This is a genomic window from Sporosarcina sp. P18a (genome assembly GCF_002743135.1).
Lineage (GTDB): Bacteria > Bacillota > Bacilli > Bacillales_A > Planococcaceae > Sporosarcina.
On record NZ_PDYQ01000002.1, the window covers coordinates 292,739 to 316,415 of the forward strand.

General features: G+C 45.0%; 20 protein-coding genes. 2 read left to right on the plus strand and 18 right to left on the minus strand.

Translation table 11 applies throughout. The features are described from left to right. Positions 1-59: 59 nt before the first annotated feature. From glpX to CSV75_RS08930, 5 genes are all read right to left on the minus strand, one after another. A complete protein-coding gene (gene glpX / locus CSV75_RS08910; RefSeq protein ID WP_099631241.1) occupies positions 60-1,025 on the minus strand; it encodes a class II fructose-bisphosphatase in 966 nt (321 codons plus the stop codon). A 137-nt stretch (positions 1,026-1,162) separates the two neighbouring features. Continuing rightward, entirely contained in the window at positions 1,163-2,440 is a 1,278-nt protein-coding gene (locus CSV75_RS08915; RefSeq protein WP_099637591.1) for a UDP-N-acetylglucosamine 1-carboxyvinyltransferase, read from the minus strand. A gap of 20 nt (positions 2,441-2,460) precedes the next feature. Further along, the gene (fsa, locus tag CSV75_RS08920; protein WP_099672270.1) at positions 2,461-3,108 is read right to left on the minus strand and encodes a fructose-6-phosphate aldolase; all 648 of its coding nucleotides are present in this window, start codon (positions 3,106-3,108) and stop codon (positions 2,461-2,463) included. Positions 3,109-3,204: 96 nt separating this feature from the next. Continuing rightward, the gene (locus CSV75_RS08925) at positions 3,205-4,062 is read right to left on the minus strand and encodes a class II fructose-bisphosphate aldolase (protein WP_099675559.1); all 858 of its coding nucleotides are present in this window, start codon (positions 4,060-4,062) and stop codon (positions 3,205-3,207) included. A gap of 98 nt (positions 4,063-4,160) precedes the next feature. Beyond that, positions 4,161-4,529, minus strand: coding sequence for a response regulator (locus CSV75_RS08930; RefSeq protein ID WP_099675560.1), 369 nt, complete (start codon positions 4,527-4,529; stop codon positions 4,161-4,163). A 221-nt stretch (positions 4,530-4,750) separates the two neighbouring features. On the opposite strand from CSV75_RS08930, the gene CSV75_RS08935 reads away from it, so the two are divergent. Then, positions 4,751-5,278: a DUF2529 family protein gene (locus CSV75_RS08935; RefSeq protein ID WP_099675561.1), complete on the plus strand. Its 528-nt coding sequence runs from the start codon at positions 4,751-4,753 to the stop codon at positions 5,276-5,278. A gap of 159 nt (positions 5,279-5,437) precedes the next feature. On the opposite strand, the gene CSV75_RS08940 is transcribed toward CSV75_RS08935, so the two are convergent. The 9 genes from CSV75_RS08940 to CSV75_RS08980 form a co-directional block, all read right to left on the minus strand. Continuing rightward, a complete protein-coding gene (locus CSV75_RS08940; protein ID WP_099675562.1) occupies positions 5,438-7,039 on the minus strand; it encodes a CTP synthase in 1,602 nt (533 codons plus the stop codon). A gap of 173 nt (positions 7,040-7,212) precedes the next feature. Next, entirely contained in the window at positions 7,213-7,776 is a 564-nt protein-coding gene (rpoE, locus tag CSV75_RS08945; protein ID WP_199171334.1) for a DNA-directed RNA polymerase subunit delta, read from the minus strand. Between the two features lie 983 nt (positions 7,777-8,759). Then, positions 8,760-12,017: a fused isobutyryl-CoA mutase/GTPase IcmF gene (icmF, locus tag CSV75_RS08950; RefSeq protein WP_099675563.1), complete on the minus strand. Its 3,258-nt coding sequence runs from the start codon at positions 12,015-12,017 to the stop codon at positions 8,760-8,762. Between the two features lie 68 nt (positions 12,018-12,085). After that, entirely contained in the window at positions 12,086-12,703 is a 618-nt protein-coding gene (locus tag CSV75_RS08955) for a TetR/AcrR family transcriptional regulator (protein ID WP_099675564.1), read from the minus strand. A 15-nt stretch (positions 12,704-12,718) separates the two neighbouring features. Beyond that, positions 12,719-13,858, minus strand: coding sequence for an acyl-CoA dehydrogenase (locus tag CSV75_RS08960; RefSeq protein ID WP_099675565.1), 1,140 nt, complete (start codon positions 13,856-13,858; stop codon positions 12,719-12,721). A gap of 244 nt (positions 13,859-14,102) precedes the next feature. Then, positions 14,103-15,239 carry an acyl-CoA dehydrogenase gene (locus CSV75_RS08965; RefSeq protein WP_099675566.1) on the minus strand — a complete coding sequence of 379 codons (1,137 nt, stop codon included), beginning with the start codon at positions 15,237-15,239 and terminating at the stop codon, positions 14,103-14,105. 32 nt (positions 15,240-15,271) lie between these two features. After that, positions 15,272-16,123 carry a 3-hydroxybutyryl-CoA dehydrogenase gene (locus CSV75_RS08970; protein WP_099675567.1) on the minus strand — a complete coding sequence of 284 codons (852 nt, stop codon included), beginning with the start codon at positions 16,121-16,123 and terminating at the stop codon, positions 15,272-15,274. Positions 16,124-16,138: 15 nt separating this feature from the next. Further along, complete coding sequence (locus CSV75_RS08975; RefSeq protein ID WP_099675568.1) at positions 16,139-17,329, minus strand: acetyl-CoA C-acetyltransferase; 1,191 nt, start codon at positions 17,327-17,329, stop codon at positions 16,139-16,141. Between the two features lie 155 nt (positions 17,330-17,484). Beyond that, entirely contained in the window at positions 17,485-19,746 is a 2,262-nt protein-coding gene (locus tag CSV75_RS08980) for a (Fe-S)-binding protein (RefSeq protein WP_099675569.1), read from the minus strand. A gap of 418 nt (positions 19,747-20,164) precedes the next feature. Between CSV75_RS08980 and CSV75_RS08985 the strand changes: the two genes are divergently transcribed. Next, on the plus strand, positions 20,165-21,364 hold the full coding sequence (locus tag CSV75_RS08985; RefSeq protein ID WP_099675570.1) for an iron-containing alcohol dehydrogenase: 1,200 nt from the start codon (positions 20,165-20,167) through the stop codon (positions 21,362-21,364). Positions 21,365-21,428: 64 nt separating this feature from the next. Here CSV75_RS08985 and CSV75_RS08990 read toward each other — a convergent pair whose 3' ends face one another. The 4 genes from CSV75_RS08990 to CSV75_RS09005 are packed head-to-tail and all read right to left on the minus strand — an operon-like array spanning position 21,429 to position 23,665. Then, a complete protein-coding gene (locus CSV75_RS08990) occupies positions 21,429-22,010 on the minus strand; it encodes a cob(I)yrinic acid a,c-diamide adenosyltransferase (RefSeq protein ID WP_099675571.1) in 582 nt (193 codons plus the stop codon). 1 nt (position 22,011) lies between these two features. Next, a complete protein-coding gene (locus CSV75_RS08995) occupies positions 22,012-22,395 on the minus strand; it encodes a bifunctional adenosylcobinamide kinase/adenosylcobinamide-phosphate guanylyltransferase (RefSeq protein WP_099675572.1) in 384 nt (127 codons plus the stop codon). Continuing rightward, positions 22,347-22,940 (minus strand): histidine phosphatase family protein, encoded by a 594-nt coding sequence (locus tag CSV75_RS09000; RefSeq protein ID WP_099675573.1) that lies wholly within the window; start codon positions 22,938-22,940, stop codon positions 22,347-22,349. The genes CSV75_RS08995 and CSV75_RS09000 overlap by 49 nt, the downstream gene beginning before the upstream one ends. Beyond that, a complete protein-coding gene (locus CSV75_RS09005; RefSeq protein ID WP_099675574.1) occupies positions 22,901-23,665 on the minus strand; it encodes an adenosylcobinamide-GDP ribazoletransferase in 765 nt (254 codons plus the stop codon). The genes CSV75_RS09000 and CSV75_RS09005 overlap by 40 nt, the downstream gene beginning before the upstream one ends. Positions 23,666-23,677 lie beyond the last annotated feature (12 nt).

Sequence of the window (23,677 nt, forward strand, 5' to 3'; positions counted from 1 at the left end):
ATGGATCTAGATAGTTTTAGGAAATAGGAACCCGGTTGTGACACCGGGTATTGAGGGAGTTAGTTTTGCATTACGAGAAGAGGTTTTTTCTTCATGCTGTGGCGACCTTCTACGAAACGAATAGTTCCTGATTTCGAGCGCATAACGATCGACTGAGTTCGGCAGTATGCACCTTTAAACTGCACGCCATCCATCAATTCGCCGTCTGTTACGCCAGTTGCTGCGAAAATACAGTCGTCACCTTTTACCAAATCGTCCATCATCAGAACTTTGTCCACGTCGATGCCCATTTTCATGCAACGTTCTCTCTCTTCATCATTAGAAGGAACGAGACGTCCTTGGATTTCTCCGCCTAGACATTTCAATCCGACCGCCGCGATTACCCCTTCAGGAGCACCGCCTCTTCCGAATAAAATATCTACGCCTGTATCATCGAAAGCCGTGTTAATAGCGGCTGCAACGTCGCCATCTTCGATCAATTTGATACGCGCACCCGCTTCACGAATCTCTTCAATGATTGCTGCGTGACGTTCACGATTCAAAACAGATGCCACTAGGTCAGATACTGATTTATTTTTCGCTTTTGCTACAGCCTTCAAGTTATCTGTAACACTTGCGTCGATATCAATTTTACCTACCGCTTCAGGTCCTACTGCGATTTTGTCCATGTACATATCCGGTGCATTTAGTAAGTTGCCTTTATCTGCAACTGCTAGAACAGCTAGCGCATTCCATCCACCTGCTGCTACAATATTTGTACCTTCAACTGGATCAACAGCGATATCTACAGCAGGTCCGTGGCCTGTTCCAAGCTCTTCACCGATATATAGCATAGGCGCTTCGTCCATTTCACCTTCACCGATAACGACTACACCTTCCATAGGAATTGTATCGAATACTGTACGCATTGCTTCTGTCGCTGCGTCATCTGCTTCGTTCTTCAAACCGCGTCCCATCCAGCGAGCTGCCGCAACGGCTGCCGCCTCTGTTACACGTACTAATTCCATTGATAAACTACGTTCCATAATGTTTTGTTCCTCCTGTTTGCGGTAAGCGCGTACATGCGTATTACCTTTCATTTGCCTACGTCCGCATCCATCGGCTACTTTCTAAGTAATGGATGTGTCGTTTGAGTCCATTATACACGTTTTGGCAATTAGCGTCACTCAGAAATTGAAGATGGAGTGAGCACGTTCACTTTATTGATATCGGCACCGAGATGTTGCAACTTCTCAATAATATCGCCATAGCCCCGTTCAATATGTTCAATTGCATGAATCTCTGTTTCTCCGCTTGCTAATAATCCCGCGATCAATAGCGCGGCTCCCGCTCGTAAATCTGTAGCTTCAACCGTTGCAGCTTGCAATTCAGTTGGTCCTGTTATGATAGCTGATCGACCTTCTACTCTACCGTCCGCATTCATTCGACGAAGCTCATCGATTTGTTTAAAGCGCGCTGGATAGATTGTGTCTGTCAGGATGGATGAACCTTCTGCCTGTGTCGACAAAACACCAAATGGTTGCTGCAAGTCTGTTGGGAATCCTGGATACACGAGAGTTTTCACATCGACAGCGTGAAGTTTTTCGGTTTTCGGAATGTAGATCTGTTCTTCACCGACTTCTACTTTCACGCCCATTTCACGAAGTTTTGCTGTTACGGCTTCAACGTGCAACGGAATGACGTTATCGATTGTGACACCATCACCAATTGCAGCCGCCATGATCATATGTGTGCCTGTTTCAATGCGGTCTGGAATGATTGTGTGTTTCGTACCATGCAATGTTTCTACGCCTTCGATACGAATAACGTTCGTTCCTGCACCTTTAATATTCGCGCCCATATTGGAAAGCAAAGTCGCGACATCAATAATTTCAGGTTCTTTCGCTGCGTTTTCAATAATCGTTTTGCCTTTTGCTTTAACTGCGGCCAGCATGATATTAATCGTAGCCCCCACGCTGACGACGTCTAAATAAATTTTCGCGCCATGAAGTTCATCTGCACGCAAATAAATAGCGCCATGTTCATTTTCGACTTTTGCGCCAAGTGCTTCAAAGCCCTTTATATGTTGATCTATCGGGCGTGGACCCAAGTGACAACCTCCAGGTAACCCGATGACTGCGTGCTTAAACTTGCCAAGCATCGCTCCCATCATATAGTAGGATGCACGAAGTTTTTTTACGTTACCGTTAGGCAATGGCATAGAAATGATTTCAGTTGGATCGATGATCATCGTGCCATCTTTCATTTCTACTTTGCCGCCGATTTCTTCGACGAGCGCCTGCAATGTATAGACATCTGAAATTTCGGGAAGACCTGCAATTGTAACAGGTGAGTCAGCTAGAATAGCAGCGGGAATAAGTGCCACTGCGCTGTTCTTCGCTCCGCTCACTCTGATCGTTCCTTGCAGTCGTTTTCCCCCTTTGATTTTATAAACGTCCATTTCAAGCTCCTTTTGTTCTATCACTTATTCGCTCTGGTTTCCCAGTCCTTCAAAAACTGGTCGATTCCTTTAGTTGTCAATGGGTGTGCAAACAGACTTTGCAGTACGTTGAATGGAGTCGTTGCAATATGCGCTCCTGCAAGTGCGGCAGCTGTAATATGCTGTGGATGTCTGATAGAAGCTGCGATGATTTGTGTATCTACGTCGTGAATTGTAAAGATATCCGAGATAGTTTCAATTAATTCGACACCATTTTGGCCAATGTCGTCTAAACGTCCGATAAATGGTGAAACGTATGTCGCGCCTGCGCGAGCTGCAAGCAAGGCTTGATTGGCACTGAAAATGAGCGTGACGTTCGTTTTGATACCTTCTGACGCAAATACAGAACAAGCTTTCAACCCTTCAGGTGTCATCGGTAATTTCACCGTGATGTTTTCTGCAAGTGCTGCAAGTTTACGCCCTTCTTCAATCATACCTTCTGCATCCAGAGCGATTACTTCCGCACTGACAGAACCGGGTACGAGTGCCGTAATTTCTTTCAAGCGCTCATGGAATGAAATATTTTCTTTCGCAACAAGCGATGGGTTGGTTGTGACACCAGAGATGATCCCCCAGCTATGCGCTTCTTTAATTTCCTCAAAATTGGCTGTATCAATAAAAAATTTCACGTGTGTTGTCCTCCTAGTTGTGGTTTATTCATTTAGCTAAAAAGCAAAAGAAGGAGACGTAGTGCGCTCCTCCTTTGTTCTATCGAAACTCTGTAATTACGCTTGCTTTGAACTACCGAACTCGCGCATTTTGCCGATTACTGTTGCTTTAATCGCTTCGCGCATTGGTCCAAGGTACTTACGTGGATCATAGACTTCGGAATCTTCGTTTAAGATGTCGCGTACAGCTTTTGTGCCTTGAATTTGATTTTCTGTGTTGACGTTGATTTTGGATGTGCCAAGTGAAATAGCACGTTGAATATCCTTCGTTGGAATTCCAGTACCGCCGTGCAACACGAGTGGAATATCTCCTTGCTTAGAGATTTCTTCCATTTCTTCAAATCCAAGATTCGGTTCGCCTTTATACGGACCATGTACAGAACCAAGTGCAGGTGCTAGACAGTCGATACCCGTCTGAGCTACAAGCTCTCTACATTCAGCTGGATCTGCATAAATAACGCCGTCTGCAATCACGTCATCTTCCTGACCGCCTACTACGCCAAGTTCAGCTTCTACCGATACATTATGTTGCTTTGCGAAATCTACCACTTTCTTCGTGATTTCAATGTTTTCTTCAAGTGGCTTAGAAGATGCATCAATCATAACAGACGTAAATCCTGCTTCGATCGCTTCTTTACACTTCTCAAAGCTAGAACCGTGATCCAAATGAATTGCTACCGGCACAGTTGTACCGTAGTCTTCCATTAATCCTTTGACCATCATAACGACTGTTTTGAATCCGCCCATATAACGAGCAGCGCCTTCTGAAACACCTAAAATAACGGGTGATTTCTCTTCTTCAGCAGCTTGTAAGATCGCTTGCGTATATTCCAGGTTATTCAGGTTAAATTGACCGATTGCATATCCTTGCTCTTTACCTTGAATCATCATTTCCTTCATCGAGACCAGTGGCATGTAAAATTCCTCCTTGAGTTTCCCACGAATTTTTATGAGTTTTCATTATATTAATTTCTATCCACTAGCATATCAAATTCATGCGCTGATTACTACTATCAGACGTCTAGTAATCCCAACCTTTTTAAGATGCTATCACGCACTTCGAATATATCAAACGGCTTGGTAAAGTGCTGATCAATACCAAGTTTATCGGCATCTTCAAGTAATTCTATTTCACTGTACGCCGTCATCATCATGACAATTGCGTCAGGCGAGAGGGTTCGGATTTCCCGTAATACTTCGACGCCATTCATACCCGGCATTTTCATATCGAGTAAAATACAGTCTGGATTATGTTTCTGAACTATTTCTAACGCTTCTTTTCCATTTGATGCAAGCGCTGTCATTATTCCTGTTGGTTTGAAGATTTCCTCCAGTAATAATCGAATCCCTGGTTGGTCATCTACAATTAATAAATGCTTCATTCATCCATACAACTCCTATCCCCTAATTTCACACGTTTGATTTTACGCGGTCAATTTAATCCTACTATTATGATCAGTATAAACTAATTTTAATTATTTCTCTATTCTATTTGTCTATGTCATATTATTCAAGAAAATTCCAACAATTCCTCTATTTTTTCGTCAACTTTTTTTGCACTTCTTTCTTCTGTCACCTATACTGAGCTTTTGGAGGGATTTATATGAAAATATTGACGACACAAATTAGAGGTCTTCTGGAGAGAATCGCAGAAGGACAAGAAGAGTCGATAGAAGAAACTGCTCGTTTATTGGCCCAAGCGTTAGTAGGCGAAGGACGAATCATCTTAGCAGCTTTTGATGAATTAGAAGCTGTTACTGCGACTGCACTGGACGGTGTCGAAACGTTAGATGGGGCTATTCGTTACACAAAAGAGCTGGAGCTGACGACAGCGGATCGCGTATGGTTGCTTGTGCGAAAGGCAGATCATCCCGTCGCGCTTGAGTTGGCACAGAAGCTAGCAGATCAATTCGTTCCGTTCGCTGTGTTGGCTGCAGATAAAGAAGATGATGACAATGAACTCGCTTCTCTTGCCTATACGTATATTTCGACAGGTTTGAAAAAGGGCCTGATTCCAGGTGCTACAGGCGAAAGAATCGTACAACCCCACGCGCTCGCTGCGTTGTTTGTCTATGAGGCAGTAAAGCTTTCGATCGATGATATGTTGGCGGATGAAGAAGACGAGCTGTGACTTGGGGTAGGCTGGTAATAGTGTCGGGATAGGGATTTGCGCTCTAGGCGGACGCGTTCTGGAGCGGAAATCCCATGCACTCACTACACTTTCTTATCTCCAGTCATATATAAAGTCAAAAATGCCCACAGAAGAAAAGTCTTCTGTGGGCATTGTTTTTTAGTTTTTATGCTCAAGCGCCGCGCGGATAAAGTCGCGGATCAGTGGAGATGGACGATTTGGGCGGGAAGCGAATTCCGGATGGAACTGGCAAGCAACGAAGTATGGATGATCTTGCATCTCCATAATTTCGATCAAGCGACCGTCCGGGCTAATTCCAGAAACGATGAACCCTGCCTCTTCCAACTGCGCACGATATGCCAAGTTCATTTCATAACGGTGGCGATGACGCTCGTACACTAACTCCTCGCCATATGCAGCGAAAGCCTTCGTGTTTTCAGCTACTTTACATGGATAAGCACCTAGACGCAATGTACTATCTGCTTCGCGTGCTGTACGGCAATCCGGATGGAAAGTCGTAATCTGATGCTCAGTCTCTGTGTCAAACTCTAGTGAATGAGCCGTTTTCAGACCGATGACGTTACGTGCAATTTCAGTAGCTGCTAACTGCAAACCTAAACTGATACCAAAGAATGGAATCTTCTGTTCACGTGCATACGTGATTGCTTCAATTTTACCGTCAATTGCACGATCTCCGAAGCCACCCGGTACCAGAATACCGTCCACGTCACAAAGAAGTTCTGCTACATTTTCAGAAGTCACATCTGCCGAGTTGATCCACTTAATATCGATATCTGCATCGAATGCGTATCCAGCGTGACGCATAGCTTCAACCGCTGAAATGTATGCATCTTGTAATTCTACATACTTCCCAACTAAACCGATTGTTACTTTTTCTTTTAGTGACTTAACCAACTTCACTAGGTCTTTCACTTCAGAAAGTTCAGGCTGGGGTGTTTCAAGACCTAAGTAATCGACGACTAGCTGATCCATGTTTTGTTCATGCAAACGAAGAGGTACTTCATATAGAGTTTCTGCATCAAGTGCTTCAATCACTTCTTCTGGCTTGATGTTACAGAATAAGGCAATCTTGTCCTTCATTTCTTGTGGTACAGGATACTCGCTTCGCACGACGATCATGTTCGGCTGAATTCCTAGACTACGCAATTCCTTTACACTGTGCTGTGTCGGCTTCGTTTTCATTTCACCAGCTGCATGTAGATATGGAATGAGTGTGTTGTGGATGTACATTACGTCATCTTTCGCCAGATCCGTTTTCAACTGACGAATGGCTTCGAGATATGGCAATGATTCGATATCTCCTACACTTCCACCAATTTCTGTAATTACGACATCTGCGTTCAATGTTTGACCTGCACGTTTGATCAATTCTTTAATTTCGTTAGTAATATGCGGGATTACCTGAACTGTTGCCCCATTGTATTCACCAGCGCGTTCTTTGCGTAACACAAGATCATACACTTTTCCCATTGTTACGTTGGAGTAACGGTTACATTCTATGTCAATAAAACGCTCGTAGTGACCGATGTCCAGATCCGTTTCCGCTCCGTCTTCCGTTACGAAAACTTCCCCGTGCTGATACGGACTCATCATGCGTGGGTCGATATTAATATATGGATCAAATTTTTGGTTCGTAACTTTTAAACCGCGGTTCTTAAGTAAACGTCCGAGTGATGCCGCGTTGATACCTTTACCTAAAGAAGAGACGACGCCGCCTGTAATAAAAATATATTTTGTCATGTGTAGTGCCTCCATTTATTCTTTTTCCAAATTATTAGGGTCGATATAAAATCAAAAAAGCGCCCCGTTTGTAGCGTAACTACAATAAGGAGCGCGTATACACGAATTAATGTGTCCTTTTCAGGAGCCCATCCAAATCTTATATTTTTGGGCACTAAAAGTCAAGCCAATTATTACTCTTCCTCGTACTCTTCTTCATCCTCTTCCTCTTCATCGTCTTCATCGATATCGAGTTCTACTTCAGGAATAACTTCCAGGTCATCATCAGGATCGATTAAATCTTCATCGATTTCGACTACTTCCTCTTCTTCTTCCTCTTCTTCGTCGTCAGCGTCATCTTCTTCGCCAAGTTCAACGTATTCTTCATCGAAAATTTCTTCTTCGTCATCATCTTCGTCTTCGATGTCATCTTCGTCATAATCTTTTTTCTTCTTTTTCTTCTTGCGCACTTTCACGACAGGTGCAGTTTCTTCTTCGATCTGATCAACTGGATACCATTCGCGTAAGCCCCAACGGTTGTCCTGGATCGCTAGGAATCTGCCATCGATGTTCAGGTCTGTATAGAATTGAAGGAGTTTCGCTTTTAATTCGTTCTCGGTAATACCTGTAAGTTTACGGAACTCTTCCATCAATTCCGCCAACGTGAGAGATTCACGTCGTTCGGTCAGCACCTGATGAGTGATGTTGATTAACGATTCTTCCAAAAGTTCTTCTTTTGTCATGTCATGGATATTCAATGTATGGCACGTCCTTTCTTCTATCAATCACACGCAGAACCGACCAAGTCAGTTACTGATTTGGCCGATCGACGTTTATTATCTTGTAGCATATAAGCATAGTGTACATTATATACGTTATTTCTACCAATATGCTACATTCTTTTACTTCTCTTTATATTTATATACTCCGTAATGGTCAAATACCCCAGGTAGACCGCCGTAAAGGTGAAAGGGATTACGCCGAGTCCGCTGCTGTAGAGGATGAGTGTGAGTGTAATTAAGAGAGCTATTATGATTGCATGATAGTACCATCTCACATTCAGCACGTCCCTTTTCTTTGTTGTTCTTATTATACTGACTAACTTACTAAATTATCCACTTTGATGGGGAATAGATTTTATGCAAGGGTGGGGTTTATAGGATACTTGAAATAGAGTGGCTGGCATTAGTGTTCGGTAGGGGATTGGCGCTTCAGAGGGGACGCTTTCCTGAGGGTCCGCGGTGAGCCAACCAGTCGCAAGCTCCCTTGGTTGTCTCACCTGTCGAACTGATCCTCCAGGAGTCGCCCCTCCTACGCGCCAATCCCTTGCAATGAGAGTGGATGCCACTTATTGTTACTCACTGAAGCTGCGCTTGTATTGGCTTAGTACCTATCGTTCATACTCACTCTGGCCTTAAACTTAACTATCGTCAGAGACATTACGAATTGACAGACTAACAGCAGTGAGTAATACATATTGTCACCCACCAAAACCAGTCTCATAATCTATTCAGCACTTGACCTAAAATATGTCCAAAGACAACAATAATTAACACTCCATAGCCAGTGAATATTCTACGTCCTACCACTCTCTAAGTAAGGATTGCAGCGAACAGTTGGTTCACCGCGGGCCCTCTGGAATGCGTCCCCAGCTGGAGTTGCAATCCCACGCACTAGCCCATCGCAAAAAGAGGATGCCGCCAGAAGTGATGGCTTCTGTGACATCCCCTCTTGAGATGTGTTACATATTACGGCGGTACTGCCCGCCTACTTCGTACAGTGCGTTCGTAATTTGTCCGAGACTCGCTACTCGCACAGTCTTCATCAACTCAGCGAATACATTACCTCCCGTAATTGCTACTTCCTGAAGATCCGCTAGCGCTTGCCCTGCTTCGTCGGCATGCTTTGCTTGGAATGCGCGCAAGTTGGTAATTTGGGACTCTTTTTCTTGTTGTGTCGCACGTGCCAACTCCATATTATCGATATCTTCCTCAGAAGGCGGATTCGGATTCAAGTAGGTATTGACGCCGATGATCGATAGCTCCCCTGAGTGCTTTTTCATTTCATAATACATCGATTCTTCCTGGATCTTGCCACGCTGGTACTGCGTCTCCATAGAGCCAAGTACACCGCCACGGTCGTTCAGTCGATCGAATTCTTGTAATACCGCTTCTTCTACGAGACTTGTCATTTCTTCTATAATGTAAGCCCCTTGAAGCGGATTTTCGTTTTTCGACAAGCCATGTTCTTTCATGATGATCATCTGGATCGCCATCGCACGACGAACAGATTCTTCTGTCGGTGTCGTAATGGCTTCGTCGTATGCATTCGTATGGAGCGAGTTACAGTTATCTTGCAACGCCATCAATGCCTGCAATGTCGTGCGAATGTCGTTGAAATCAATTTCTTGAGCATGCAAACTACGGCCAGATGTTTGGATATGGTATTTCAACTTTTGGCTGCGTTCATTCGCTCCGTATTTGTCACGCATCGTAATCGCCCAAATTCGACGTGCCACGCGACCAATTACCGTATACTCTGGATCAAGACCATTGGAGAAGAAGAACGACAGGTTCGGTGCAAAGTCGTCGATATGCATGCCGCGGCTCAAGTAATATTCCACATACGTGAAGCCGTTTGCGAGTGTGAACGCAAGTTGTGAAATCGGATTCGATCCCGCTTCTGCGATATGATAGCCAGAAATCGATACGGAATAGTAATTACGAACTTTTTTATCAATGAAGTACTGTTGGATATCACCCATCAGACGTAATGCAAATTCTGTAGAGAAAATACAGGTATTTTGCCCTTGGTCTTCTTTCAAAATATCCGCCTGTACTGTTCCACGGACCGTTTGGCATGTCATTTCACGAACTTCAGTGAACTCTTCGACAGAAAGTGTCCGACCAAGTTCTTGTTCTTTTTTACGTACTTGCTGATCGACTGCTGCATTCATGAACATCGCTAGGATAATCGGTGCCGGTCCATTGATTGTCATAGACACAGACGTCGTAGGCGAGCAGAGATCAAAGCCGTCATAGAGCTTCTTCATATCTTCAAGTGTACAAATACTCACGCCAGATTCGCCAACTTTTCCGTAAATATCAGGACGCTCGTCAGGATCTTCTCCGTATAATGTCACAGAGTCAAACGCTGTGGATAAACGTTTTGCGTCATCATCTTTTGATACATAGTGGAAACGACGATTTGTACGTTCAGGTGTCCCTTCCCCCGCGAATTGACGGCGCGGATCCTCGCCTTCGCGTTTGAACGGGAAGACGCCTCCAGTGTACGGGAATGAACCCGGAACGTTCTCGCTGTATACAAAGCGTAGGATTTCACCATAATCTTTGTATAGCGGCAACACTACTTTCGGAACCTTTAAGCCAGATAGACTGACAGTATTGAGCGTCGTACGGATTTCTTTATCGCGTATTTTCACCACATATTCATCCTGCTCGTAAGACTCTTTCAAAGGCCCCCAGTTTTTCAAAGCACGCTTCGATTCACCTGTTAATTGCTCTTCAACGCCTTCTTTCAAGCTATTCAATGACTCTAGTAATGCTTCGTTAGAGTCTGCCTCTTTCACAGCTTCGATCGCACCTTCTAGTTGGAACACGCGACGTGCCAGTTCTGCTTGCTGTTTGGATTTCGCATGGTAATTACGAATCGTCGACGCGATTTCACGTAAGTAGTGGCTACGGTCAGGCGGAATAATCACGGTTTGCTTTTGATTCGTCACGAATTCTGTGTAACTTGTCGTCCAATCAGAATCCGTTGCGTTATTAAGTTTTTCAACAAGCGCTGCAAAAAGTGTGTTGGTACCTTTATCGTTAAACTGGCTCGCAATTGTGCCATATACAGGCATCGTTTCAAGATCATGATCAAATAGCAAATGGCTACGTTGATATTGTTTGCGTACTTGGATCAATGCATCTTCCGAACCTTTTCGCTCAAATTTATTGATCACAATTAAGTCAGCAAAGTCGATCATATCAATTTTTTCAAGCTGTGTCGGCGCACCAAATTCACTGGTCATCACGTACATCGACACGTCGGAGACATCCGTAATACGTGCATCCCCTTGCCCAATTCCGCTCGTCTCTACAATAATCAAGTCATAGCCAGCTGCTTTTGTGACATCAAGTACGTCATGGATAGCCGTTGTTAGCTCTGAACGTGATCCGCGTGTTGCCAGACTGCGCATGTAGACACGATTATTAAAGATCGCATTCATACGAATCCGGTCGCCAAGTAACGCTCCACCCGTTTTTTGCTTCGTTGGATCTACGGAAAGGATGGCTACTCTTTTGTCCGGGAACTCACGCAAGAAACGACGTATTAATTCATCCGTCAATGAACTTTTACCTGCTCCACCTGTACCTGTGATCCCTAGCACTGGCGTTTGTTTGGACATGGCGCGTGCACGATCGAGTAATTGCTTCGTCGCTTCGTCTTTGTTCAAATGATTTTCTTCTACGTACGTGATTAAATTCGCTAGGATACCTGGCGTTTCCGCTGTCAGTTGTTCGAGGTTGGCCTCTTCGCTTTCGGGAGTCGTGGAGAAATCCGATAGTTCCATGATTTTATTGATCATGCCTTGTAGACCTAGTTTCCGACCGTCTTCCGGTGAAAAGATCCATTCGATGCCGTATTCATGCAATTCTTTGATTTCCTTTGGGATGATGACTCCTCCACCACCGCCGAATATTTTAATATGGGAAGCGCCTCTTTCCTTCAGCAAGTCATGCATGTATTTGAAATACTCCACATGACCACCTTGGTAGGAGGACATCGCGATTCCTTGCACATCCTCTTGAATGGCAGCGTTTACAACTTCTTCAACAGATCGATTATGTCCGAGATGAATAACTTCCGCTCCGGTTGCTTGTAATATTCTGCGCATGATATTGATCGATGCGTCATGCCCGTCGAATAAACTAGATGCCGTCACGAAACGAATATGGTGTTTCGGTTTATAGATTTCCTCAGTTACCATTTGCTTTCCACCTTCCGTACATGCTGACCACCGCCACGAATATTTTCATGGCGGAGTCCCCAAGTTATTTATTTCTCCAAACCTTTGATAATTTGATCAGTTTGTACTTTTGTATAGTGTTCTAACGTATATGGTTTGCGCAACGCCCATCTTCTAAATGACCACATTTGGCCAGATACGAGGACGTGGTGCGCGATCAGTGATACTTCATCCGGTCCGATGCGTAGATTCCCAGCTTCCATGCATTTACGAATGATCGTCTCAAATTGCTCGACCATTTCTAGTTCCTTAGTGAGTACATAACGAAGCGCTTCGCTCGGTAATGATTTCGACTCTTGGTACATGACGAGGAACTCATCAGACATTTGATCGATGACTTCATAATACCGTGCAATCGCCACGCGTAGACCTTCTACCGTGTTGTCATTATTATCGAGCTCAGACAAACGAACTTTGACTTCATCATAAATATTGTCACAGACGAGATACAGGACATCTTCTTTTGTCCGAATATACTCGTATAATGTGCCAATACTGAAGCCCGCTTCTTTGGCGATTTCACGTGTAGTCGTTCGGTGAAATCCTTTGTCGATAAATAATTTCACAGCGCCGCGGCTAATCTGTGCACGTCGCTTCTGAATAAGTTCTTCATCTTTGACAGTGGATTTCACTTCATGTTTTGGCATTGCATAGACCTCCTGTTATTTCGTCAACATACGAGATATGACGAGACGTTGAATTTCTTGTGTACCTTCATAAATTTGCGTAATTTTCGCGTCACGCATATAGCGCTCCACCGGATAATCTTTTGTATACCCGTAGCCACCGAATACTTGAACGGCTTCTGTTGTGACATTCATCGCTGTGTCACCAGCCATCAGTTTCGCCATAGCAGACGCTTTACCGTACGGCAGGTCGTTCGATTCGAGCCACGCTGCCTGATATGTCAACAGACGAGATGCTTCTGTCGCCGTTGCCATATCCGCCAATTTAAAGCTGATGCCTTGGTTGGCAACGATGGGCTTGCCGAATTGTGTACGTTCTTTTGAGTAATCGACAGCAGCGTCAAGTGCGCCTTGTGCAATCCCCACTGCTTGAGCAGCAATTCCGTTACGTCCGCCATCAAGCGTTTTCATTGCGATAATGAACCCGTCACCTTCTTCTCCAAGAAGATTTTCTTTCGGCACGCGACAGTTATCTAGTACGACTTCTGTTGTTGGTGAAGAACGAATTCCCAATTTCTTCTCTTTCTTACCTACAGAGAATCCTTCGAATGTGCTTTCTACAATGAATGCGCTTGTTCCTTTATGTTTGGATTCCGGATCGGTCACAGCGAAGACGATATAAGTGTCAGCAATCCCACCATTTGTAATGAAGATTTTCGAGCCATTTAGCACGTAGTCGTCACCGTCAAGCTTCGCTGTAGTTTTCATGCCGCCCGCGTCTGATCCTGAACCTGCTTCTGTTAGACAGTATGCACCCATCTTCGTACCTTCCGCAAGTGGGCGTAAGTATTTTTGTTTCTGTTCTTCGTTACCGTATTTGAATAGCGGCCATCCTGCTAGAGATGTGTGTGCAGACAAGACAACACCTGTAGATGCGCAAACACGGGATAGTTCTTCTACAGCAATGACGTAAGCAAGGTAGTCGCTACCGATGCCGCCATATTCTTCTGGCCATGGAATGCCTGTGAGTCCAAGTTCGGCCATCTTGTGGAAGATGTCCATATCGAATGTTTCGTCTTCGTCTCGTTGTGCTGCAGTTGGCGCTACTTCTTTTTGTGCAAAGTCGCGTACCATCTTTCTAATCATTTCATGTTCTTCTGATAATTTAAAGTCCATTGTTCTCCCACCCTTTTGTTTGGTTAATGAAATTTTAATTTTGAAGTAGTAAAGCTTGAAATTGGTTTGCGGTTTTTTATGGATGACGCGCCTCAGCTTGCGCTGACCGCGCCAAAGGTGTTGCTAACCGCGCGATTGTCTACGAGAACCGCGCTATTCATTGGAATAACCGCGCCAATCTACTGTCTGACCGCGCCAAAGTGCAGCAGAACCGCGCAATGCGCTCCCCTAAGCGCTTCTACCTTTAGTTTGTCAGATGTTTGGCGATGACTACTTTTTGAATTTCGCTTGTACCTTCGTAGATTTGGCATACTTTCGCATCGCGGAAGTAACGTTCGACTGAATAATCCTTTGTGTAGCCGTAGCCGCCGAATACTTGGACGGCTTCTATGGAGTTATCTACGGCTGCTTGAGATGCGTATAGTTTGGCCATGGAGGCTTCTTTGCCGCATGGTTTGTTCTCTGAACGTAACCAAGCCGCGCGGTAGACTAGTAGTCGGGCCGCTTCTGTTGCGGTAGCCATGTCGGCCAATTTGAATCCTATACCTTGATTGACTGCGATGGGTTTACCGAATTGTTCGCGTTCTTTTGCATAGGCAACGGCTGCTTCTAGTGAGGCTTCCGCTATGCCTAATGCTTGAGCGGCGATGCCGATTCGGCCGACGTCGAGGTTGGCCATGGCGATTTTGAAGCCGCCACCTTCTTCACCTAGTCTATTTTCTACTGGTACTTTCATATTGTCGAAGCTCAGCGCGACGGTCCGCGAGCCGTGTAGGCCCATTTTCTTTTCATCTTTACCTATAGATAATCCCGGTGTGTCCCGGTCGACGATAAATGCAGTGATACCATACGTTCCTTTTTCAGGAGCGGTGTTAGCAAAGACGATGTAGACGTCCGCTTCCCCACCGTTTGTGATGAACATTTTGGAGCCATTAATGATGTACTGGTCGTCGACTCGCTTCGCTCTCGTTTTTAATGAACCTGCATCTGATCCAGACGATGCTTCGGTCAGGCAAAATGCACCGAGATATTCACCGGATGCCATTTTCGGCAAGTAGCGATTCTTTTGTTCTTCAGTACCAAAGTAGAGGATCGGATTCATTCCAACAGAAGTATGGACAGACAACACAACTCCCATGACGGCGCTGACTTTTGATAGTTCGTGAATTGCGATGATATATGACAAGAAGTCCATCTCTGAACCTCCATACTGTTCAGGTGCTGTAATTCCCATCAATCCGAGCTCACCCATTTTTTCTAGTAGTTCACGTGGAAATTCCCCATCTTCCATCCGTGGAATCCAAGGTTCGATCTCATTTTTTGCGAAATCACGAACCATTTGGCGCATCATTAGTTGTTCTTCTGTTAATGTAAAGTCCATCCTTTTCACCTCTTGCTTTCAACTTAATTCATTTATTCGTATGAATAGAAACCGCGTCCTGTTTTTTTACCGTGCCAACCTGCTTTGACGTATTTACGTAGCAACGGGCATGGACGGTATTTTGAGTCGCCAAATCCTTCATACAATGTTTCCATAATGTACAGGCACGTATCCAGCCCAATGAAATCTGCTAGTTGCAGAGGCCCCATCGGATGATTCATCCCCATTTTCATGACGTCGTCAATCGCTTCTTTCGTCGCGACACCTTCGTATAATGTGAAGATGGCTTCGTTGATCATCGGCATCAATACACGGTTCGCAACAAATCCTGGTGCATCGTTCACTTCAACCGGTGTTTTGTTGAGCTTTTTGGTCATATCTTCGACCGCTTCGTAGACATCGTCATCTGTCGCGAGTCCGCGAATGACTTCGACAAGTTGCATGACCGGTACCGGATTCATGAAATGCATGCCAATTACTTTTCCTGGACGTTTTGTAGCTGCACCGATTTCCGTGATGGGTAACGAAGATGTGTTCGTTGCCAAGATGGTATGTTCTGGTGTGATTTCATCTAGCTCTGCGAAAATTTTCGTTTTGATTGCCATATTTTCAACCGCGGCTTCGATGACGATATCGGCATCACTCGCATTTTTCATATCTAGTGATTGTGTGAAACGACCGAGGACTGCTTCTTTCTCTTCCTCCGTCATACGTCCTTTTTCCACGTTGCGTGTTAAGTTTTTCGTGATGACTTTAAAACCTTGATCGTATGCTTCTTCATTAAGATCGTGAAGAGTGACTTGATAGCCTGCCTGTGCACAGACTTGAGCAATTCCTCCGCCCATTTGTCCTGCGCCGATTACAAATACTTTTTCAATTGTCATCTACAATGCCCCCGGTCAGTTAGTTTTTGGAACTTCGATCATGATGGCATCTCCTTGACCGCCACCTGAACAGATTGCTGCGATACCGATTCCACCACCGCGACGTTTTAGTTCATTCGCCAATGTTAGGACCACACGCGCTCCGCTTGCACCGATTGGATGTCCAAGTGCGACTGCACCTCCATTGACGTTGACCTTTTCTTCGTCCAGTTCAGCGATTTGTGAGCTTGCGAGCGCAACGACTGCGAATGCTTCATTGATTTCGTATAGATCAATGTCATCTGCAGTTTTCCCTGTTTTCTCAAGCAACGCCTTGATGACATGACCTGGTGTTTCAGGGAAACGCTCCGGTTCGATCGCTACTTCCGCGTGACCTAAAATCACAGCAAGCGGTTCCTTGCCTTGCTTTTTCGCTTCGTCTTCATTCATTAACACAACAGCACATGCACCGTCGTTGATGCCAGGTGCGTTTCCAGCTGTGACACTACCGTCTTTACCGAACGCTGGGCGTAGTTTCGCCAACGCTTCAAGTGAGCTGCCTCGACGTGGGCCTTCATCTTCTGTCACAATGACTGGATCACCTTTACGTTGAGGAATGCTGACCGCAACGATCTCCTCTGCGAATACTCCTTTATCCATCGCTTCAAGTGCACGTTCATGACTACGTAATGACCATTTATCCTGTGTTTCACGGCTAACTGAAAAGTCATTTGCCGTGCTATTTCCGTACGTACCCATATGAACATTACCTGGCGCGAATGCACAAGTTAGTCCGTCGTATATCATGCCGTCCACTAATGTGCTATCGCCCATTTTCAAACCTGAGCGGACATTTGCATAATACGGTGCATTGGTCATCGACTCCATACCGCCAGCAACAATCGTTGTCTCATCTCCGAGACGGATTAGCTGGTCGGCAAGAGTGATACTACGCATTCCCGAAGCGCATACTTTGTTGATCGTTTCCGTTTTGACACCGTATGGAATGCCGCCTTTGACAGCTGCTTGACGTGATGGAATCTGACCTTGCCCCGCTTGTAATACAGTCCCCATGATTACCTCATCCACTTGATCGCCTTGTACGCCAGCACGTGCCAATGCTTCTTTGATCACAATGCCACCTAGATCACTTGCTGTTTGTGATTGCAATGCACCGCTTAATTTTCCAAATGGTGTTCTAGCACCTTGTAAAATAACTGTTCTCATCTTCCCATTCCCCCTATTTGTGTGCTGACTGAACGCTCGCTCGATATTTGCCTACTAAATAAGAGGGTGCATAGCCCCTCTTATTATAGTTCATTCAATTGTTAGCGCTTTAGATAACTTAATTGTACGGTATTGACACGATATTCACAATACTTTTAATTCTGTTTTCCATCGTCGTTTTTCGGTGTTTCATCCCCTGTTTCAACCGTTACAGCCAACTCAGGCTCCGAAATCCGTTCTTCCGACTCTACTACTTCTTCCACTACTACTATTTCTTCTACCAATTCTTCTTCGGGCTCCGCAACCGTTTGGAATTCTCCAAAGATCGATCGCTCCAATAGTTCAGCAATGTCGTATGTGCCGACTTGTTCTTCGACTTCAACAGCTTTCGTTCCGTCAGACAACATCGTCAAGCAATACGGACAGCCAGATGAAATGATTCCTGGGCTGACTTCAAGCGCTTGTTCAGTACGCGCTACGTTGACGCGCTGGCCTGTATCTTCTTCCATCCACATCATACCGCCACCCGCTCCACAGCACATGCCTTCTTCACGGTTACGTTCCATTTCTACCAACTGAACGCCTGGAATCGCTTTAAGGATTTCTCTTGGCTGATCATAGACGTCGTTATAGCGTCCTAGATAACAAGAGTCATGGAATGTGATGACTTCATCGATTGCATATTTCGGTACTAGTTTGCCTGCCATGACCAGTTCATGAAGTAACTCGGTATGGTGTTTAACGATGACTTGCAGACCAAAATCGGGATATTCATTTTTAAAGATGTTGTATGCGTGCGGATCGATCGTGACAATTTTTGAAACGTTGGCTTTTTCGAATTCCGCGATATTCGCTGTTGCGAGCTCTTGGAATAGGAATTCATTTCCGAGACGACGTGGTGTGTCTCCGGAGTTCTTCTCTTTGTTACCAAGAATTGCGAAGCTTACTCCTGCTTCATTCAATAAATGTGCGAAAGATAGAGCGATTTTCTGTGAGCGGTTATCAAACGCACCCATAGAACCAACCCATAATAAGTATTCGAAGTCTTCCCCAGCTTTCTTCGCTTCCTTCACTGTCGGAATGTGCAAGTCTGGACGTGCGTCTCTCCAGTTTTCTTTCTCTTTTCGGTTAAGGCCCCACGGATTGCCTTGACGTTCGATATTTGTCATCGCGCGCTGTGCATCGGGATCCATCTTCCCTTCCGTCATCACCAGATAACGGCGAAGATCGATAATTTTATCTACGTGTTCATTCATTACTGGACACTGGTCTTCACAGTTACGGCACGTCGTACATGCCCAAATTTCTTCTTCTGTGATGACGTCGCCAATCAATGAAGGACTATATAGTTCATCCATTGTCATTCCTTCTGCCGTAGCAGCGAGTGCCAATTGATTTCCTTGTGAGTTTTTAAACATTAGTTGAGGTACCCACGGTTGTTGCTTCGTCATGACAGCACCTGTGTTTGTTAGATGGTCACGTAGCTTCGTGATCAAGTCCATCGGTGACAACATTTTACCCGTACCCGTCGCCGGACACATATTCGTACAGCGTCCACATTCTACACATGCATAAAAATCTATCATTTGCGCTTGTGTGAAGTCGGTAATTTTGCCTACACCAAGTGGCGGCATTTCATCCTCGTCTTCGATTTCTTCAAGCGCTTCAAAATCGATTGGCTTCAAACGTCCTGCGTGATCTAAGCGGTGGAAATAGACGTTTGCCGGACCTGCGATCAAGTGCGCGTGCTTAGATTGTGGAACATACACTAGGAACGTCAATAATGTTAGTAAGTGTACCCACCAGCCGATAAAGAATATGGTGACGGCTACGCCTGTCGGAACACCACTGAATACTGTTGCGATGATCGATGCCATTGGCTCTGTCCATGTAGTGCCTTCATTATGCCAAATCATGTTCGCGCCGTTTGCGATCAGTGTGGAAATCATCAGTAGTCCAATAAATATAAGAACTAGACCGGACTTCCAACCGCGCTTTAGACGAACTAACTTCTCCATGTAACGACGGTAGAACGCCCATACGACCGCTACTAGGATGACAAATACGACAATTTCCTGAAAGAATGTAAACGCCGGATACAACGGACCAAGTGGCAGATGCGATCCCGGTTTTAAGCCTTTCCAGATCAGGTCAATTGCCCCAAATTGAACGAGTAGGAAACCATAGAAGAACATCACATGAATGGCCCCACTCTTTTTATCTTTCAATAGTTTCTTTTGTCCAAATACGTAAACCCAAATTTTCTTCAAACGCGCTTTGACGTCATTATCGAATTCTTCTTTTCTCCCCAGTCGGATGAATTCGTAGCGAGTTTTTAGTAAGTATAGGAATAAACCAAAGCCGTATATAACGACCGCTGTAAATAGTATCCAGTTCGCGATAAGTAATATATTCATCCCTTATTCCCCCTCCGTTTCTTCTACTTGTGATTCCCTTTGAGAAACCGCTTTCAATTATATTCTATGTATAGTGTAATAATGAATGATCATTCAGTCAACTGTTTTTAAAAGTTTATTTTTTATTTTCTTACTATGTATGAGAGGTCGTTTTGTCAAGTAATTATTTAGTTATTACAATTATCCTCTCATTCAATCCCGTTCTTATAGGCTTTGTAGCTACATTACTTTAATTTGCAAATTTATAAAGGAGGAGGATTTTTCAAATTAGAGAAAATGTGCGCTTTACATCACTAGCATAACATAAATACCAGACTAGTCGTAATATTCCATTTTGTCATATTTCAATATAGCAAATTCACCTACTTCATGCTAACGTTTTCATAATGCGCTGCTAGCATGGGAAAGGGGTATTGTTATGTATCGATTATATGCACGGCTATTTCAAAAAGGACTCAAAGTCGGAATGAATTTTTTACCTTGGCGAGAGCCAGAGTTGCTAGTTGGACCTGGTAGTTTGGAAAGCCTTGCGGGGAAAGTGAAAAGTCTCGGTATTCGTAGTGTGCTTATTATTACGGATCACGACGTCGCCAAGCTCGGCTTACTAGATGTCCTGCTAGTCGGTCTCAATTCACTCGGTATCAAATACTTGGTGTATGACCAAACTGTCGCAAATCCTACGATAGTCAACATCGAAGAAGCGCGAGCATTGTACGTCGCCAATGAATGCGAAGCTCTCATTGCGTTCGGCGGTGGTTCTCCAATGGATTGCGCAAAAGCGGTAGGTGCACGAATTGCAAGACCAGAGAAACAGATTCCCGAGTTGAAAGGCTTATTCCACGTGCGCAAGCGAATTCCTACGTTGTTCACGGTACCTACGACCGCGGGAACCGGAAGTGAAGCAACGCTCGCTGCGGTAGTGACGAATAGTAGGACATATGAGAAGTATGCAATCAATGATACGTCACTGATCCCCCATTATGCTGTGCTCGACCCATTGTTGACGATGAAGTTGCCGCCCGCCATTACGGCAGCCACCGGAATGGATGCCTTAGCGCACGCGATCGAAGCGTATATTGGCAACAGTAATACGAATGATACACGGAAAGACAGCCGTGCAGTAGTGCAACTCGTGTTCTCAAATTTATATGAGGCTTACCGCAATGGGGAGAATTTGACTGCCAGAACGAATATGCAACAGGCTTCTTATTTGGCCGGCAAAGCATTCACCCGAGCGTACGTCGGCAATGTTCATGCCATTGCACACACGCTCGGTGGTTTTTACAACATGCCACACGGATTAGCGAATGCAATTATTTTGCCGCACGTACTCGAGTATTATGGCAAAAGCGTATATGACCCTCTTTCCGAGTTAGCTGATTTAATTGGCATCACAAAACATTCGGATACGAAGCGAATGAAAGCGGAGAAGTTCATCGAGGCAATTCGAGCGTTAAATCATGCGATGAATATTCCGGAACATGTAGATGGAATTATGGTAGAAGATATTCCACTAATGGTACAACGCGCCTCAGCGGAAGCGAATCCGTTGTATCCTGTGCCGAAAATTTTAAGTAAGCGAAAGTTTACGGAATTGTATAATGTGATTCAGGGATAGATTGAGCATCACACAAAAAAACAAGGACCTCTGGCATTACCAGAGGTCCTTGTTTACGTATAAATTACTTATCCTTTTTGTCGTTCGTGCGGAACACTTTTGCGCTGCGGACGTATTCATTGTCTGAAATGCCGAGTCGAGCGTTCACGATGCGTGCTGCTACGAATAGATAATCCGATAGACGGTTCAAATAGCGCCCCACGACAGGTGATACGTCGTCCGCTGCGTTCATCAGTGTAACGGTTACTCGTTCTGCACGGCGTGTTACGGTACGTGCGATGTGCAATGTCGCCGCTGCCGGTGAACCGCCTGGTAGGATGAAACGTTCTAGTTCAGGCGCTTCTTTCATTAGCTTATCGATTCGGTTTTCAAGAACTGTGATAGGTTCATCGTCAAGCTTGTAATGACGCTCTTTCATGACGTTTGCCAAGTCACCGCCACCATCAAATAATTCATTTTGAATTGTCTCAAGATCGGTTAGGATATCCGCAAACGTCTCTCCATCCAGTTCTGTCATAGCTTTACCGATGAATGAATTCAGTTCATCGATCGTGCCGTATGCCTCAACGCGCAAGTCGTCTTTTGCGACGCGTCCACCAATTAAACTTGTCGTACCTTTGTCGCCAGTCTTCGTATAAATTTTCATTTCACTTCACTCCTTTGATTGTCTGAGCAATACCATACCAAATTCTTGTAACCGTTGTTGCTTCAGCGAATAATTGCTGATACAAACGACCACATCGATCGCGCAGTTCCCGTTGCTGTGCATCAAGCGGCACAATGCCCCGCCCGATTTCCGTTAAAATGAAGACAGTGTTCGGTCCGCTGATTTCGCGTACCGCGTTGCTGGCCTCTATTTCTGTTATATCTGTAGTCATCAGCCACTCGTGCAAATCCGAAATGACGAGTGATTTACCGGGTTTAGCGGTTGCTGCTGTATCCATTGTACAGAAACACGCCGACGAATCGCCAATCCAACGTCTTACATAGTCCGTTTTACCATTATAGGCACCTCCGATAACGACGTGCATGGCTTCCCCTCCTTGAATTCATTCTCGCTAGCCCATTCGAGTTGCCAAATGGATCCGTTCGTAACGTCCCATTCCCAAAATGAACGCTGCTCTTGTGTGAATGTATCGAGCACTACGCGAATCACGCCGCCATGTGTCACGACAACCGCTTCATTCGGCAACTCGGCTAATGCATCTAGCACGCGTGACTTTACTTGCTGCAATGTTTCCCCATTGCGCGGTGGTGTGTTCCACGCATCGTCTAGCCAATTGCGGTAGTCAGGATCATTTTTCAACTGCTCATACGACTGCTCTTCAAAATCCCCGAAATGACATTCCCGCCAGCGCACATCAGCCGTAAAGTTTATTTGTGGAAAATAAATGGCCGCGGTTTGGCGGGTTCTGATCAAATCACTTCCCATTACATGTTGGACGGCTACTGGAAATTCAATGGCCTCGCCTTCTTGCGACACCAATTCGCTATCCGTCCACCCACAATAGAGTCGCTGTTCATTGGCAATCGTCGTTAAGTGCCGAACGAGAAATATACGATAAGGACGAGCCATAATAGTACCTCCATTCCTTCAATGAATGCCCCGCATAGATCCCCTGTGACGCCTCCGAAATGTTTGATCGTCCAGAGATGATAAAGCCAGATCGCTAAACATATGACGAGTAGCATAACGGGGAGTAATAAAATGGAGCGGAATTGAATACTTAACAAAACAATCGTCACTACACTGATCGCGCTCGATGCAACTAGCATCCGTCCGCCTAAAAATTGTTGTTTGAAAAAGTACGCAATGCCGCTTGTTTTCGCGGTTTTCGTCAGTGTGTAATACCCTACTACAGCAGCGCGAGAGAGAATCGGCACCGCGACAAGCAATGCCCAACCGTTTACAAGCTGCAATATTTCAATGAATAAGCCAATTTTCAAGCAGAGTAAAACAAGTAACGACAATGTGCCGAATGCACCGAGCCGTGGATCATCCATGATGTTCAGTCGTTTTTCACGATCCTGATAGGAAAAAAATGCATCACCAAGATCCGCAAATCCGTCTACATGTAAGCCGCCAGTCGCAACCAATCCCGCGAGTAAAATGAGTACCGCAGTTAGGAAACTATTAAAATCACTTGTAACATACGCAACGCCTGCTAGCAGTACGCCAATACCGCCCCCAACGAACGGCAGCGCGATGTACATGCCGGATACTTCTTTTTTCCCTAACGGCAGTTCTTTATGAACAGGAAGTGACGTAAAAAATTGGAGCGCTAATAAAATGCTATTCATCTTCTCGCTCCT